At 72.7% G+C, this 16467-nt stretch carries 12 protein-coding genes; 2 read left to right on the top strand and 10 right to left on the bottom strand.

What is annotated here, in order from left to right; all coding sequences use genetic code 11:
* Positions 1–10: 10 nt before the first annotated feature.
* Both MPTA5024_RS38275 and lysA read right to left on the bottom strand, forming a co-directional pair.
* Positions 11–1831: an APC family permease gene (locus MPTA5024_RS38275; RefSeq protein ID WP_036333419.1), complete on the bottom strand. Its 1821-nt coding sequence runs from the start codon at positions 1829–1831 to the stop codon at positions 11–13.
* A 162-nt stretch (positions 1832–1993) separates the two neighbouring features.
* On the bottom strand, positions 1994–3322 hold the full coding sequence (gene lysA / locus MPTA5024_RS38270; protein WP_036333418.1) for a diaminopimelate decarboxylase: 1329 nt from the start codon (positions 3320–3322) through the stop codon (positions 1994–1996).
* Between the two features lie 371 nt (positions 3323–3693).
* Between lysA and MPTA5024_RS38265 the strand changes: the two genes are divergently transcribed.
* Both MPTA5024_RS38265 and MPTA5024_RS38260 read left to right on the top strand, forming a co-directional pair.
* Complete coding sequence (locus MPTA5024_RS38265; RefSeq protein WP_051459186.1) at positions 3694–3954, top strand: SAV_915 family protein; 261 nt, start codon at positions 3694–3696, stop codon at positions 3952–3954.
* Positions 3955–4161: 207 nt separating this feature from the next.
* Positions 4162–5706 carry a Na+/H+ antiporter gene (locus MPTA5024_RS38260; protein WP_036333417.1) on the top strand — a complete coding sequence of 515 codons (1545 nt, stop codon included), beginning with the start codon at positions 4162–4164 and terminating at the stop codon, positions 5704–5706.
* A 3-nt stretch (positions 5707–5709) separates the two neighbouring features.
* Here the strand turns inward: MPTA5024_RS38260 and MPTA5024_RS38255 are convergent, their stop codons facing one another.
* The 8 genes from MPTA5024_RS38255 to MPTA5024_RS38220 all read right to left on the bottom strand — a co-directional run.
* On the bottom strand, positions 5710–6378 hold the full coding sequence (locus MPTA5024_RS38255) for a response regulator (protein WP_036333416.1): 669 nt from the start codon (positions 6376–6378) through the stop codon (positions 5710–5712).
* A complete protein-coding gene (locus MPTA5024_RS38250; RefSeq protein ID WP_051459185.1) occupies positions 6375–8993 on the bottom strand; it encodes a sensor histidine kinase in 2619 nt (872 codons plus the stop codon). Before MPTA5024_RS38250 ends, MPTA5024_RS38255 begins: the two co-directional genes overlap by 4 nt.
* Before the next feature lie 2 nt (positions 8994–8995).
* Positions 8996–9874, bottom strand: a complete 879-nt coding sequence (locus MPTA5024_RS38245; protein WP_036333414.1) for a potassium-transporting ATPase subunit C — start codon at positions 9872–9874, stop codon at positions 8996–8998.
* The gene (kdpB, locus tag MPTA5024_RS38240) at positions 9874–12030 is read right to left on the bottom strand and encodes a potassium-transporting ATPase subunit KdpB (RefSeq protein WP_036333412.1); all 2157 of its coding nucleotides are present in this window, start codon (positions 12028–12030) and stop codon (positions 9874–9876) included. Before kdpB ends, MPTA5024_RS38245 begins: the two co-directional genes overlap by 1 nt.
* Before the next feature lies 1 nt (position 12031).
* Positions 12032–13693 (bottom strand): potassium-transporting ATPase subunit KdpA, encoded by a 1662-nt coding sequence (gene kdpA, locus MPTA5024_RS38235; RefSeq protein WP_036333410.1) that lies wholly within the window; start codon positions 13691–13693, stop codon positions 12032–12034.
* Positions 13693–13782 (bottom strand): potassium-transporting ATPase subunit F, encoded by a 90-nt coding sequence (locus MPTA5024_RS38230; RefSeq protein ID WP_051459184.1) that lies wholly within the window; start codon positions 13780–13782, stop codon positions 13693–13695. The genes kdpA and MPTA5024_RS38230 overlap by 1 nt, the downstream gene beginning before the upstream one ends.
* A gap of 229 nt (positions 13783–14011) precedes the next feature.
* Positions 14012–15925, bottom strand: a complete 1914-nt coding sequence (locus MPTA5024_RS38225) for an amino acid transporter (RefSeq protein ID WP_051459183.1) — start codon at positions 15923–15925, stop codon at positions 14012–14014.
* 265 nt (positions 15926–16190) lie between these two features.
* A partial coding sequence (locus tag MPTA5024_RS38220; RefSeq protein ID WP_198167664.1) for a hypothetical protein occupies positions 16191–16467 on the bottom strand: 277 nt, incomplete at its 5' end.

Raw genomic sequence — 16467 nt, 5'->3', positions numbered from 1 at the left:
TCCCGTCCCGTCAGGCGGCCGCGGGTCCGACCCGCATGCGCATGCGGCAGACGACGGCGTCGGTTCGGCGGCGCAGGGCGCGGGCGAGCACGGCGCCGCGCTGGTTCTGCAGCATCCGCTCCCAGGCGTGCTCGGGCTCGACCTCGGCGATGAGGACGAACACGTGCGGCTCGGGGACGTTCGCGAGGTAGCCGACCAGGGGCTGGTCGAGCCGCCTGCGCTCGTCGGCGAGCTGGACGAGCTCCACGTCGGGGTGCCACCGCTCCCAGTCCTCGGCGAAGCGGCGGGCGTCCCGCTCCTCGCCCGGCTGCGCGATGTGGACGGCCACGACCCGGTCGCCGAGGGACAGCGCGGCCGTGAGGGCCTCGCACGCGAGCCGGTTGACCGACTGCACGGGCACGACCACGAGCGAGCGGCGCGGCCGGGGCGGGGCGGGCGTCCGGCCCAGCTCCAGCCGCCGCCCGATGCGGGCGTAGCAGCGGTTGACCCAGCTCATGGCGGCGACGATCAGCGGGAGCGCGACGGCCACGAGCCAGCCGCCCTCGCCGAACTTCGACACCGTCACCACGAGGGCCGCCACCAGCGTCAGCAGCGCGCCGGAGCCGTTCAGCGCCGCGCGCCACCGCCACCCGGCCGGGCGGGAGCCGGCCCAGTGCCGCACCATGCCGGCCTGGGAGATCGTGAAGCCGACGAACACCCCGATGGCGAACAGCGGGACCAGCGCGTTCATCGCGCCGCCCGCCGCGACCAGGAGGACGGCCGAGGCCGCGGAGAGGAACGCGATGCCGTACCGGTGGACCTGCCGGTCGGCCTGCAGGGCGAACACGTGCGGCAGGTTGTTGTCCTCGGCCAGCAGCCGGGCCAGCACGGGCAGGCCGCCGAAGGAGGTGTTGGCGGCGAGCGCGAGCAGCACCACCGTGGACAGCTGGACCACGTAGAACAGCGGCCCGTCGCCGAGCGACGCCTTGGTCACCTGGGCGAGGACGGTCACGCCCGGCACCGGGGTGATGGAGAACTTGCCGATGAGCGCGGCGACGCCGACGAGCATCGCGCCGAGCAGGGCGCCCAGGGCGACCTCGGCCCGCTGCGCCCGCCGCGCTCTCGGCCGGCGGAACGATGGGACGGCGTTGGCGATCGCCTCGACACCGGTGAGCGCGGCGCAGCCGTTGGCGAAGGCGCGCAGCAGGAGCAGGACGCCGACCGTCTCCAGGTTGTGCGCCTGGGCCACGTGCGCCGGCGGGACCGCCGGGGCGCTCCGGAGCAGCCCGGCCACCACGACCAGCAGGATCGCGCCGACGTACACGACCGCGGGCCCGATGAAGGCGCGGGCGCTGTGCGCGATGCCCCGGAGGTTGACGGCGGTGACGAGGGCGAGCGCGGCGAGGCACAGCCAGACCGTGTACGGCAGGAGCGCCGGGACGGCGGAGGTCAGCGCGGCCACCCCAGCCGCCACCGAGACGGCCACGTTGAGGACGTAGTCGATGAGCAGCGACGCCGCGGCCACCAGGCTGGTCCGCCGCCCGAAGTACGTCTTGGCGACGCCGTACGCGCCGCCGCCCCCGGGGAACGCGGCGATCACCTGGCGGTAGGACAGCGTGAGCACCGCGAGCAGGAGGGCGATGGCCAGGGTGACCGGCATCGTGAAGCCCATGCCCGCGCCGCCCGCGAGGGCGAGCACGAGGACGATGGCCTCGGGGCCGTACGCGACGGACGCCAGCGCGTCCAGGGACAGGGCCGCGAGCCCGCCGGCGACGCTCAGCCGGTGCCTTTCGGAGCTATCGGGGGGCTCCTTGGGACCGGAGGCGGGAGCCGGGGCCGTCAGTGTCGACATCGCTTTCTCCTGGTTGGGGATACGCCCCCATCGTCACCTGGTGTCCTGTGTGCGGCCGGGCGCCCGTACGGGTCCTTGACGCCGGGAAGACGATTCCCTACGCCGCCCTGACGCCGGGCCGAGCCGGGCCAGCGGCGCCGTCCGGACGTCCGCGGGCCCGGCTCAGAGGCCGACGTCGCGCCGCAGCAGGTCGTCGACGCCCTCGCGGCGGACGACCAGCCGGGCGGCGCCCCGGCTCACGGCGACGACCGGCGGGCGGCCGGTCATGTTGTACGTCGAGGCCATCGTGTGGTTGTAGGCCCCGGTGGCGGCGACCCCGAGCACGTCACCGGGCCGGACGTCGGCGGGCAGGCGGGCGCCCTCGGCCAGCGTGTCGCCCGACTCGCAGTGGTGGCCGACCACCGTGTAGTCGCGCTCGCCCGCGAGGCTCGCCCGGCCGATCACGCGCACCTCGTACGGCGCGCCGTACAAGGCGGGCCGGGGGTTGTCGCTCATGCCGCCGTCGACCGCGACGTACGTGCGCCGCAGCCCCTTCTTGACCGCGATCACCCGGTAGAGCGTCACCCCGGCGGGCCCGCTGACGGCGCGGCCGGGCTCGAACGTGAGCCGCGGGACCGGCAGGCCGATCCCGGCGCTGCGCTCCTCGACCGACGCGGCCACCGCCGCGAGCCGGGCGGGGGCCAGGCCCGTCTGCCCGCTCGTGTACGCGATGGCGTGGCCGCCGCCGAGGTCCAGCTGGGGAAGCACGACGCCGTGGGCGTCCCTGATGCGGGCGAGCTGCTCCACCAGCACGCGCGCGGCCTCCTCGTACGGGGCGGCGTCGGCGATCTGGGACCCGAGGTGGCAGTGCAGGCCGACCAGCTCCAGGCGCGGCTGGGCGAGGATCCGGCTCACGGCCTCCCCCGCCGCCCCGCCCCCGATCGACAGCCCGAACTTGTGGTCCTCGCCGCCCGTGCGGATCGCCGCGTGGGCCCCGGCCTCGATGTCGGGGATCACCCGCACCAGCACCTTCTGCCGGGTGCCGGCGGGCACGAGGGCGGCGAGACGGTTGATCTCGGCGATGTCGTCGATCACGACGCGGCCTACCCGCTCGTCCACGGCCGCCCGCAGGTCCGCCGGGGTCTTGGCGTTGCCGTGCAGGATGATCCGGTCGGCGGGGAAGCCGGCGGAGCGCGCCACGGCCAGCTCGCCGGCCGAGCACACGTCGAGGGACAGCCCCTCCGACCGCACCCAGGCGGCCATCGCGCGGCACCAGAACGCCTTGGCCGCGTACGCGATCTCGGCGCGGGGCAGCGCGGTGCGGTAGGCCCGGCAGCGCAGCCGGACGTCCGCCTCGTCCATCACGTACGCCGGGGTGCCGAAGCGCCGGACGACCTCCATGAGGTCGACGCCGCCGAGCGCGGCCCGCCCGCCCGCGGTGAAACGCATGGTGGCCGGCCACGGGCCGGTCGCCGTCTCCGGGGTCCGCGGAGGTGTGATCAGCAGAGTCATGTCGTCCTCACGAGGTGGTAGGGGCGGTGCCGCGGGTGCCCGCGGGCGGTGGCCCGGGACGGCGCGTGCCGCGGCGCCGATGGCGACGACACCGACGCTAGGCGGCGACCTCCCTGTTCAGCGGCGTCGTGACGGTTCTCTGACGGCCGCCGCGCCAACCCTGACGCGCGCCTGACGTCCCCCTCACGGTGCCGCCTTCCGTGCCGGGCATGCGGGGCCGGCGTGCGGGCCGGGCCGCCCGCACGCGGGCATCAGGTTCGCGTCAGCGTCGGGGCCCGCGGCGTCGGGATTCCGTCAGGGACGGCTCCCGGGGGCGCGGAACGGCCTAGCGTCGCCCGTGTAGTGCTTCCGAATGGAGACGAAGACCCCTGATGTCGCGAGATCCGCTGTACGTGCCCGTCCGCCCCGGGACGACCACCCTGGCCCTCCGCCTGTTCCGGACCGCCTCGGGCAAGAGGACGTCCGTGGCGTTCACCTCGCCACTGAAGCTGGCCCGGGTGCTGGGCCAGGAGCAGCCGTGGGTCCGCCTCGGCGAGCCCGCGCTCCGCGCGTTGATCAAGGATCTGGACGTCGTCGGCGTCGTCGTCGACCCGGCGGGGACCATGAGCCGCCCGGCCCGCAGGAGCGCGTGATGTGCGCGCTCGGGCAGGACCTCGCGGCGGACGCCGGCCGGGACCCGGCGAACGGCTCCGGCCAGGACGACGACCCCGAGCCGTCCGGAGACGAGGGAAGTATGTGCGCGTGCGGGCGTTAATGACCTGATCGCTCATCCTGTACGGTAGTGCCCTGGTGAGCCGGGAAGTCTGGTCGGCATTTCAGAGGGATGCCGGAGGAAGCCCGTGCAGAGCGTGCAGATCGTGCTGTTCCTGGTCGCCATGGCCACCGTGGTCGCCACGTTCGCCGGGCGTATCCGGGTGCCGGCGCCCTCCCTGCTGGTCGTCGCCGGCGTGGCCGTGGGGATGCTGCCGTTCGCCGAGCAGATCCACGTCACCCCCGAGATCGTCAGCCTGGTGGTGCTCCCGCCCCTGCTGTACGCGGCGGGCGAGGAGCTGTCCTGGCGGGAGCTGCGCCGGCTGTGGCGGCCGGTGACCCTGCTCGCGGTCGGCCTCGTGCTGGTCTCCGCGGCCGCCGTGGGCTTCGTCACCACCCTCCTCACCCCGCTGCCGATCGCGCTGGGGTTCGTGCTCGGGGCCGTCCTGGCCAGCACCGACCCGGTGGCGGTCACCGCCCTGGGCCGCCGGCTCGCGCTGCCGCCCCGGCTGCAGACGCTCGTTCAGGCCGAGAGCCTGTTCAACGACGCCACCAGCCTCATCCTGTTCCGGATCGCCACCGCGGCGGCCGTCGCCGGCGGCGTCGCGGGCTGGTCCTCGGTGGCCGTCGACTTCGTCCGCCTGGCCGCCGGCGGCGCCGTCGTCGGCGCCGTGGTGGCCGCGGGGGTCTCGTTCGTGCGGCGGCGCACCGAGGACCCGATCCTGGAGAGCGTCATCGCGCTGATCGTGCCGTACCTCGGCTACGTGCTCGCGGAGGCGGTGGGCGCCTCGGGCGTCACCGCCGTGATCGTGTCCGCGGTGATCATCGGCGCCCGCCAGGACGAGCTGACCGACGCCCGGATCCGGCTCCAGCTCGCGGCCGTGTACGGCACGGTGATCTTCCTGCTGGAGAGCGTCGTGTTCAGCCTGATCGGCCTCCAGCTTCCCGGGCAGATCCGTCACCTCGCGCGGGCCGAACGGCCCTGGGTCGCGGCCGTCCTCGTCGTCGCGCTCACGCTCGTGGTCGTGCGGGTGGCATGGATGGTCCCGCTGACGGCCCTCGCCCAGCGGCGCGGCGGCGGCCGGTTCCGCCCGTCCTGGCCGGTGTCGGCCGTCGTCTCCTGGGCGGGGGCGCGCGGCGTCGTCCCCCTGGCGGCCGCGCTGTCCATCCCGCTCACGACGGCGTCGGGGCAGCCGCTCCCCCACCGCGGCCTGCTCGTGGTGCTGGCGACCGGCGTCATCGTCATCTCGCTGGTGGTCCAGGGCTTCACGCTGGCGCCGCTCGTGCGGCTGTCGGGCCTCGCCGTGCCCGCCGGCGACTCCCAGGCCGAGTACGTCCGGGCGCGGCGGCGGCTCACCGACGTGGCGGCGCGGCACGTCGAGCAGCTCGCCGACCTGGAGGCCGCGCCGCCGGCGGTGCTGCACCAGGTGCGGCGGTCGCTGCGGATCCAGCAGGAGCTCGACCAGGAGCAGGAGGACCTGACCGGCACGTACGGCCAGATCCGCCGGGAGGTGGTCGCCGTGCAGGCCGAGGCGCTGGCCCGGATGCACGCGGCCGGCGAGATCGGCGAGGGCACCTACCGCCGGCTCCAGCGCCGCCTCGACCGGCAGGACCTGCGCTACATCGAGGAGTGAGCGTCAGGGCTTGAAGCGGTAGCCCATGCCCGGCTCGGTGATCAGGTGGACGGGGTGGGCGGGGTCCCGCTCCAGCTTGCGGCGCAGCTGGGCCATGTACTGCCGCAGGTAGTTCGTCTCCCTGACGAACGTCGGCCCCCACACCTCGGTCAGCAGCTGCCGCTGGCTGACCAGCTTGCCGGGGTTGCGCAGGAGCAGCTCCAGGATGTGCCACTCGGTGGGCGTCAGCCGCACGTCGCCGGAGACGGTCTTGCCGATCAGGTCCACCACGTGGTCGCCGATCAGGACCTGGGCCAGCTCCGCCTCCTGCACGGCCGTCCTGCGGGTGACCGCGCGGACGCGGGCGAGCAGCTCGTCGATCCCGAACGGCTTGGTCACGTAGTCGTCGGCCCCCGCGTCGAGAGCGTCAACCTTGTCCTGGTTGCCGGCCCGCCCGGACAGCACGATGATCGGCACCCGCGTCCAGCCGCGCAGGCCGTGGATGACGTCGAGCCCGTCCATGTCGGGCAGGCCGAGGTCGAGCACGACCAGGTCGGGACGCCAGTCGGCGGCCTCGCGCAGCGCCGACCCGCCGTCGGGCGCCACCGCGACCTCGTAGCGGCGGGCCACGAGGTTGATCCGCAGCGCGCGCAGGATCTGCGGCTCGTCGTCCACGACCAGGATGCGGCTCACGGCGAGGCCTCCTCCACACCCGCCGGGGCTTCGTCAGGGACGGCCCCGGCGATCACGCCGGTGTCGCCGTCCGGGCGCCGCGCGCGGGAGGACAGCGGCAGCGTGACGGTCATCGTGAGGCCGCCGCCGGGCGTCTCCTCCGGGGTGAGCGTGCCGCCCATCGCCTCCGACAGCCCGCGCGACAGGGCCAGCCCCAGCCCCACCCCGGTGTGGTTGTCCCGGTCGCCCAGCCGCTGGAACGGCAGGAACACCCGGTCGTAGGCGTCCGGGGGGATGCCCGGGCCCCGGTCGACCACCCGGATCTCCACATGGTCCCCGTGCGTGCTGGCCGTGAGGAGCACCCTCTCCCCCGGCGGCGTGTAACGCACCGCGTTGGAGACCAGGTTGACCAGCACCCGTTCGAGCAGGGCGGGGTCGGCGACGACGTCGGGCAGGTCGAGCGGGATGTCGGGGGTGATCCCCCCGGCCGGCGGCCCGAGGTCGTCGATCACCCGGGGGACGATCTCCTCGACCGCGACCGGCTGGGCGACCGCGCCCAGGACCCCGGCCTGCAGCCGGCTCATGTCGAGCAGGTTCGCGACCAGCCGGTCGAGCCGCGCCAGCGACTCGTCCGCGGTGGCCAGCAGCTCGTCGCGGTCCTCGGGCGACCAGTCGACGTCGCGGCTGCGCAGGCTCTCGACGGCCGCCTTGGCGCTCGCCAGCGGGGTCCGCAGGTCGTGGCTGACGGCGGCGAGCAGGGCTGTGCGCATCCGGTCGGCCTCGGCGAGCGGCCGGGCCGCCTCCGCCTCCTCCTCCAGGCGCTCCTGGCGCTGGGCCACGGCGATCTCGGCCGCGAACGCCTCGATCACCCGCCGGTCGGAGGCGTCCAGCAGCCGGCCCCTGGCGACCAGGACCAGATCGTCGCCCACATCGACGTCGGTGTCCGCGTCCCCCGGGGAGCCGCACGGCGGCCCGCCCGCGGTCGCGACGATGCGCCAGGCGTCCGGGTCGGACCGGTCGTCCGGGCCCTGCCCGGCCTCGGGGCGGCGCTCCAGCAGCGACACCGACGTGAGCCCGAACGTCTCCCGCATGCGCGCGAGCAGGGTCGGCACGGCGGCCTCGCCGCGCAGCACGTGCCCGGCCAGCGTCGAGAGGATCTCGGCCTCGGCGCCGGCCCGGGCCGCCTCCCTCGTCCGGCGGGCCGCGAGGTCGACGATCGTGCTGACCGCGGCGGCGACGAGGACGAAGACGACCAGGGCGAACAGGTTCTCCGGGTCGGCGATCGTGAACTCGCCGACCGGTGGCGTGAAGAAGTAGTTCAGCAGCAGCGAGCCCCCGACGGCCGCCGTCGTCGCCGGCCACATGCCGCCGACCAGCGCCACCCCGACCACCATGCTGAGGAACAGCAGGATGAAGCTCGGCAGCGACAGCGCGTCCCGGAACGGCACCAGCGTCGCGGTGAGCACCGGGAGCAGGACGAACGCGACGGCCCAGCCGGCCAGGCGGCGCCTGCGGGTCAGCGCCGCCCGCGACCGCGACGGGCGCGTGCGCCCCCGCCGGACCTCGTCGTGCGTGATCATGTGCACGTCGATGGAGCCCGACAGCGCGATGGTCTCGACGCCCACGCCCCGCGCGAACAGCTGCGCCAGCCTGCCCCGCCGGGAGGCGCCGAGCACGAGCTGCGTGGCGTTGACCCCGCGGGCGAAGTCGAGCAGCGCCCGGGGGACGTCGTCGCCGACGACCTGGTGGTAGGTGCCGCCGAGGCTCTCGACGAGGGCGCGCTGGCGGGTCAGCAGGGCGGGATCGCCTCCCGACAGGCCGTCCGCCTTCGTGATGTGCACGGCCAGCAGATCGGCGCCCTTGGTGCGGGCGGCGATGCGGGCGGCCCGGCGGACCAGCGTGTCGCCTTCCGGGCCGCCCGTCAGGGCGACCACCACGCGCTCCCGGGCCTCCCACTTGGCGGCGATGCCGTGTTCGGCGCGGTAGCGGTCGAGCTGCTCGTCGACCTTGTCCGCCACCCACAGCAGGGCGAGCTCGCGCAGGGCCGTGAGGTTGCCGACCCGGAAGTAGTTCGACAGCGCGGCGTCCACCTTCTCCGGCCCGTAGACGTTGCCGTGCGCCATCCGGCGGCGCAGGGCCTCCGGCGACATGTCGACGAGCTCGACCTGGTCGGCCCGGCGGACGACCTCGTCCGGGACGGTCTCCCGCTGCGGGATGCCGGTGATCTGCTCGACGACGTCGTTGACCGACTCCAGGTGCTGGATGTTGACCGTGGAGATCACGTCGATGCCCGCGTCGAGGAGGTCCTCGATGTCCTGCCAGCGCTTGACGTTGCGGGAGCCCGGGACGTTCGTGTGGGCGAGCTCGTCGACGAGCGCGAGCCGCGGGGCCCGCGCGATGATCGCGTCGACGTCCATCTCGGCGAAGACGGTCCCCCGGTGGATCAGCTGCCTGCGGGGGACCACCTCCAGCTCGTCGAGCAGCTCCGCCGTGCGGGGGCGGCCGTGGGTCTCCACGAGGCCCACGACCACGTCCCGGCCGCGCTCCAGCGCCCGGCGGCCCTCGCACAGCATGGCGAACGTCTTCCCGACGCCGGGCGCCGCGCCGAGGTAGACCCTGAGACGTCCGCGCCGCACCGCTACCCCCGCTTCCCGTCGAGGGCGAGGTTGAGCTCGAGCACGTTCACGGCGGGCTCGCCCATGAAGCCGAGGGCGCGGCCGGTCGTGTGCTCCTGGATCAGCGTCTGCACCGTCCCGAGAGGCAGGTGGCGCTCCCGGGCGATCCGCGGCGCCTGCAGGTCGGCGTACGCCACGGAGATGTCCGGGTCGAGGCCGCTGCCGCTCGCGGTGACCGCGTCGGGCGGCACCACGGCGGTCGCGCCGCCCCGGACGGGGACCGTGCGGCCGGCCGAGTAGTCCTCGCCCGGCTTGCCGCACTCGACCTTCACGCCCTCGTAGACGGCGACGAACGGCGTGGCGGGGCAGGCCTGGTTGACGCTGACGGCCCGGGTCGGCGTGCCGACGGCCGGGAAGACCTTCAGCACCGCGCCGATCCCGTCCGCCGTGCAGTACGGCCGGGCGCCGCTGACGCCCTCGAACTCCCCGATCGCCTTGGATCTCGCGCAGACCTGGGTGAGCAGGCTCTGCTTGCCGGTGTCGGGGTTGCCCGCGTCGTCCTTGGCCCCCGGGACCGGGAGGACGTCCACGACGTCCTCGGGGCCGAGGTTGCTGGCGGAGGTCGAGGTCAGGTCGTATCCCGCGCCGGCCGCGCTCGGCCGGCTCTGGAAGTACGTCTTGACGGGATTGCCGTCCTTGTCGGTGAAGGACTGGCCGATGATCAAGCTGCCGGCGACCTTGCCGTCCTTTTCGACCGGCGAGCCGTCGGCCTTGCCGTTGAACAGGGCCTGAGCGATCCCGGTGGTCACGAGTGGATAGATCACCCCGGTCACCACGGTCAGGACGAGCAGCGCCCTGAGGGCTGCGAGATGCTGGCGGAGCCAGCTGGGCAGGCGTTCCATCACGACATCCCCGGAAGGAAGTGGATCAGCAGATCGATGAGCTTGATGCCGATGAACGGCGCGACGATGCCGCCGAGGCCGTACACGTAGAGGTTGCGCGACAGCAGCTTGGACGCGCTGGAGGGCCGGTACCGCACCCCGCGCAGCGCCAGCGGGATCAACGCGATGATCACCAGGGCGTTGAAGACGACCGCCGACAGGATCGCCGACTGCGGGCTGTGCAGGCGCATGACGTTCAGGGCGTCGAGGCCCGGGTAGACCGCTGCGAACATCGCCGGGATGATCGCGAAGTACTTGGCGATGTCGTTGGCGATCGAGAACGTGGTCAGCGCGCCGCGGGTGATGAGCAGCTGCTTGCCGATCTCCACGATCTCGATGAGCTTGGTCGGGTTGGAGTCGAGGTCGACCATGTTGCCGGCCTCCTTGGCGGCCGAGGTGCCGGTGTTCATGGCCACCCCGACGTCGGCCTGGGCGAGCGCGGGGGCGTCGTTGGTGCCGTCCCCGGTCATCGCGACCAGCCGGCCGCCCTCCTGCTCCTTCTTGATCAGGGCCAGCTTGTCCTCCGGCGTGGCCTCGGCCAGGAAGTCGTCGACCCCGGCCTCCTGGGCGATCGCCCGCGCCGTCATCGGGTTGTCCCCGGTGATCATCACGGTTCTGATGCCCATGCGGCGCATCTCGTCGAACCGCTCGCGCATGCCCTGCTTGACCACGTCCTTGAGGTGGATGACCCCGAGCACGCGGGCCCTGCCGCCCTTGTCCACCTCGCCGACGACGAGGGGAGTGCCGCCGGAGGCGGAGATGCCGTCGACCAGGTGGCCGACGTCGGCGGTGGGGTGGCCGCCGTTGTCGCGGACCCACTTCATGACCGACGTGGCCGCGCCCTTGCGGATCTGGCGGCCCTCGACGTCCACCCCCGACATGCGGGTCTGCGCGGTGAAGGCGATCCACTCGGCGTGGGCGAGCTCGCCCGGCCGCCGTTCGCGCAGGCCGTACGCCTGCTTGGCGTAGACGACGACCGACCGGCCCTCGGGGGTCTCGTCGGCGAGGCTGGCGAGCTGGGCCGCCTGGGCCAGCTCCTCCTCGGGGACGCCCTCGACGGGGACGAACTCCGACGCCTGCCGGTTGCCCAGCGTGATCGTCCCGGTCTTGTCCAGGAGCAGGGTGTTGACGTCGCCCGCGGCCTCGACGGCCCGGCCGCTCATGGCCAGCACGTTCCGCTGGACGAGCCGGTCCATGCCGGCGATGCCGATGGCCGACAGCAGCGCGCCGATGGTCGTGGGGATGAGGCACACGAGCAGCGAGACCAGCACGACGCCGGTGACGCCGTCGCCGTTGAGGGCGAGAGAGTCGGGCACGCCGGGGTTCTGCGCCTTCGAGTAGATCGCGAGCGGCTGCATGGTCACGGTCGCGACCAGGAAGATGATCGTGAGGGCGGCCAGCAGGATGTTGAGCGCGATCTCGTTGGGCGTCTTCTGCCGGTTGGCGCCCTCGACGAGCGCGATCATCCGGTCGATGAAGCTCTCCCCCGGCTTCTGCGTGATCTTCACGATGATCTGGTCCGACAGCACCCTGGTGCCGCCGGTGACGGCGGAGCGGTCGCCGCCCGATTCCCGGATGACGGGCGCGGACTCCCCGGTGATGGCCGACTCGTCCACGCTCGCGATACCCTCGACCACGTCGCCGTCACCGGGGATGATCTCCCCTGCCTCGACGATCACGTGGTCGCCCTGCCTGAGTTCGGGGGCGCCGACCGAGTCCCACTCCGAGGCCCGAGCGCCGGGCGTCCAGTTCTTCAGACGGCGGGCGGTGGTGTCGCGCTTGGCCGCCCGCAGCGTGGCCGCCTGGGCCTTGCCGCGGCCCTCGGCCACCGCCTCGGCCAGGTTGGCGAACACGACGGTCAGCCAGAGCCACACCACGATGGCCCAGGCGAAGAACGACGGATCGATGACCGCCAGGACCGTGGTGAACGCCGCGCCGATCTCCACGATGAACATCACCGGGTTGCGCCACAGCGTGACCGGGTTCAGTTTCCTGAGCGCGCCGGGCAACGAGGTGAGGAGCTGCTTGGGGTCGAGCAGACCGCCGCCCACCTTCCCGCTCTTCTGCGGGGCAGGGGCCGGGGTTCGGCCCGGCGTTTCGAGCACGGGGGTCGACATGTCAGTGAATTCCTTCTGCCAGCGGTCCCAGCGCCAGCGCGGGGAGGAAGGTGAGTGCGACGAGGACGAGCGTCACGCCGACCAGCATTCCGACGAACTGCGGACGGTGGCTCGGCAGCGTGCCGGCCGACGCCGGGACAGGGGCCTGCCGGGCCAGCGACCCCGCCAGCGCGAGGACCAGCACCATCGGCAGGAACCGGCCGAGGGCCATGCACAGCCCGAGAGTGGTGTTGTGGAAGTCGGTGTTCACACTCACCCCGGCGAAGGCCGACCCGTTGTTGTTCGAGGCCGAGGTGTAGGCATAGAGAATCTCCGACAGCCCGTGCGCCCCGCTGTTGAGCATCGCGGCCCGGCCCGTCTCGGTCCCCATCGCGACGGCCAGGCCGATCAGCACCAGCATGGGCGTGGCCAGGAAGTACATCGAGGCGAGCTTGATCTCCCGTGCGCCGATCTTCTTGCCCAGGTACTCCGGAGTGCGGCCCACCATCAGCCCGGCCACGAAGACCGTGATGACGGCCAGGATGAGCATGCCGTACAGGCCCGACCCGGTGCCCCCGGGAGCCACCTCACCGAGGAGCATGTTGAAGATCAGCATGCCGCCGCCGATGGCGGTGTAGGAGTCATGGAAGGAGTCCACCGCGCCGGTGCTGGTCAGCGTGGTAGCGCTCGCGAACGCCCCGGAGTTCGACACGCCGAACCGGACTTCGCGCCCCTCCATCGCCGCGCCGACAGCCTGCGGCACCGTGCCGTTGTGGGCCAGCTCGGCCCAGTTGGTCACCATGACGCTCAGCAGCGCGAGGGCACCCATGACCGCGACGATCGCGTAACCCTGCCGGTTGTCCCCCACCATCCTGCCGAAGGTGCGGGGCAGACAGAAGCTGATCACCAGCAGGAGGAAGATCTCCAGCCAGTTGGTCCACGCCGTCGGGTTCTCGAACGGGTGGGCGGAGTTGACGTTGAAGAAGCCGCCGCCGTTGGTGCCGAGTTCCTTGATGGCCTCCTGGGAGGCCACGGCCCCCGGCGTGAAGGTCTGCTCGCCGCCGGTCAGCGTCGACCAGACGTGGTGGTCGCCCAGGCTCTGGATCGCCCCACCCGCGACGAGGGCGACGGCGGCGACGAAGGCGATGGGCAGCAGGATCCGCACCGTGCCACGCACGAGGTCGACCCAGAAGTTGCCGAGGTCGTCGGTGCGCCTGCGCGCGAACCCGCGGACCAGTGCGATGGCCACGGCCATCCCGACCGCGGCGGACACGAAGTTCTGCACGGCCAGACCGCCGGTCTGTACCAGGTGACCCATGGTGGACTCACCCGAGTAGGCCTGCCAGTTCGTGTTCGTCACGAAACTGACCGCGGTGTTCCAGGCGAGGGACGGCTGCACCGCGTCCATGCCCAGGCTCAGCAGCAGGTGGTTCTGCAGCCGCTGCAGGCCGTACAGGAACAGGATCGAGATCACCGAGAAGGCCAGCACGCTGCGGGCGTAGACGCTCCAGCGCTGTTCGGCGTCGGGTCGCACACCGATCACGCGGTAAATGCCCCGTTCCACGGCCAGATGGCGAGTGCCCGTGTAGACGCGGTACATGTAGTCGCCGAGCGGCCGGTAGCACACCGCAAGAGCGACGATCAGAGACCCGATGAACAGGATCCCCGCAGTGGTCGACGACATCAGAAGCGCTCCGGGAACAGCAGGGCCGCGACCACGAAGACCACCAGCGCGGCGCACACGGCGAGGCCGATGGCGTTGACGGCGCTCACAGGCGCTCCACCGCCTTGACGACAAGCCCGAGGATCACGAAGATCGCGACCGTCAGGGCGACGAAGATGACGTCCGTCATCCCCACTCCTAGTTCCTAAGTGATTGCGTCCGGCCCCCTCTCCGGGGGGCACAGGACCAGCAAAGACCGGAAATCATGGGTCATCGTCACCCTTGACGGGTTTCATACGGCCCGGCGGCGCGTATTTACGCTCTCCGTACGGCCGGCTGTCAGCCGACGTGGACGTGCGGCCGCCGGGTGATGTCCGGCTCGGCCTGCCGCAGGACCTCCCGCGTGAGCGGGGGCACGTCCCCGCCGCCGAACAGCAGATAGCGCAGCATGGCCGTCACCGGGTTGCCCTCGGTCCAGTGGAAGTAGATGTGCGGCGCGTGCCCGGTCCTGTCGCGCAGGCGGAGCAGGAGCGCGGCCAGCGAGTTGGGCACCGTCGGGCTCTCGTAACGCAGGATCCGGTGGCCGTACCGCTCCTCGCCGCGCACCCGCAGCTCGGTCTCGAAGTCGGAGGCGTCGACGACCGTGACCTCGACGAACATGACGGGCTCGTCGCTGCGCAGCCGGTGGTTCAGCCACTGCTCGCGCCGCTTGTCGTTGTACTCGTCCTGGTCGCGCAGGTGCGGCTCGTTGGCGATCAGGTGGATCTCGCCGGTCGCCTCGTTGACGAACCGCTCGGCCAGCGGGTCGAAGTGGATCTCGCTGACCCGCAGCTCGGTGGACCGCGTCGCCCGCGAGATCAGCGAGGTCACGACGATGACCACGATGAAGAACGACGCGATCTTCACGCCGTCGGGCCGCTCGATCACGTTGTCGACCAGCGTGTACGCGAAGACGGCGGCGATCACCCCGAACGCCGCGACGGCCCGGATCCTCCCCCGCCGCCACGCCGACAGCGTCACGGCGACGGCCGCCGAGAGGATCAGGACCAGCACGCCCGTCGCGTACGCCCCGCCCTGGGCGTCCACGTCGGCCCGGAAGATGATCGTGATCGCGAACGCGATGACGCTGAAGACCAGCACCAGGGGGCGCACGGCGCGGGTCCAGTCCGGCGCCATGCCGTACCGGGGAAGGTAGCGCGGGACCAGGTTGATCAGCCCGGCCATCGCCGACGCCCCGGCGAACCAGAGGATCGCGATCGTGCTGACGTCGTAGACCGTGCCGAACCAGTCGCCCAGGAAGCCGTGCGCGAGGTAGGCGAGGGCCCGCCCGGACGCCTTGCCCCCGGCTTCGAACTCCTTCGCCGGGATCAGCACGGTCGTGACGACGCTGCTCAGGATCAGGAAGACGCTCATGATCAGGGCGGCCGCCGTGAGCAGGCGCTTGGTGCCGGCGATGCGGCGCGCCCGGTCGCCCCTGACCACCGGCATCACGGCCACGCCGGTCTCGAATCCGGACAGGCCGAGCGCGAGCTTCGGCATCACGACGAGGGACAGCCCGACCATGGCGAGCGGGCTGCTGTAGGTGTGGGTCAGCACCCGCTCCCAGTCGACGATCACGTGCGGGTGCTCCAGCACGTGCACCAGCGCGGTCGCCACCACCACCGCGTTCAGGACCAGGTACGCGCCCACGAGCACGACGGCGATGCCGATCGCCTCACTGAAGCCCATCAGGAACACCGCGCCGAGCAGCGCGAGCAGGAGCAGCGTGACCGGCACCCGCTGCCCGTCGAACGCGGCGGGCACGAACGGGTTCTCCAGGATGTGCGCGGTGGCGTCGGCGGCCGACAGCGTCATCGTGATGACGAAGTCGGTGGCCGCGAACCCCAGCAGCGCCAGCACGAACAGCTTGCCCCACCACTGCGGCGCGAGCTTCTCCAGCATCGCGATGGAGCCCTGGCCGTTCGGGCTCTCCTCGGCGACCCGGCGGTAGATCGGCAGCGCGCCGAACAGCGTGAGCAGGACGAGCATCAGGGTCGCGAGCGGAGACAGCGCCCCGGCCGCGAGGGCCGCGATGCCGGGCTGGTACCCGAGGGTCGAGAAGTAGTCGACGCCCGTGAGACACATCACCTGCCACCACGGGTGCTTGCGGTGCGGGCCGTGCTCGATCTGCCCGCGGTCGGCCTGCAGCCCCTCCAGCAGCCAGCGCCGCACCGCGCCGTCCCTCGTCAGGACGTGCTGATCAACCCGGACCATGCGCCCACTCCGTATCAAAGGTCCGTCAAGACGAGAGGAACCCTACTGAGCCCGGGAACGGGTTTCGCCTGGTAGGGGCGTCAAGAAAACGTCAAGATCGTTTCGGGGCGTGGCGGGGCACGTGGCGGAGAAAGCGACGGGGGCATGGCGGAGGGCGCGACGGGGGCATGGCGGAGGGCGCGACGAGGGGCGCGGCGAGGGCGTGGTGGGGGCGCCTCCGTCCGCGGGCGGCCGGACGCGGCGGCCGGCCCGCGGACGGACGGCGTCAGGGAGTGGGCGCCGCCTCCGTCTGGGCGACGGTCGACCGCGGCCACAGCAGCGGCATGATCGCCTGGGACGCGCAGGCCCGCCGCGGGGTCGCCACGGCGGCCGTCGCGGCGGCGGACGCGGCGATCACCGGACGGCAACCCGTGTGCGTGCCGGTCGCCAGGACGGCGATGACGGCGGCACGGACGTAGTCGTCCACGCTCTGCCCGCACGGCGAGGCGACCAGCGTGCCCGCGCACGGCGAGACGGCGCCGTCGTCCACGCTCTGCCCGCAC

The organism is Microbispora sp. ATCC PTA-5024 (assembly GCF_000511135.2).
Classification (GTDB): Bacteria; Actinomycetota; Actinomycetes; order Streptosporangiales; family Streptosporangiaceae; genus Microbispora; species Microbispora corallina.
Note: the sequence above shows the minus strand (reverse complement) of the source record. Positions and strands in the feature narration are given on the sequence as shown.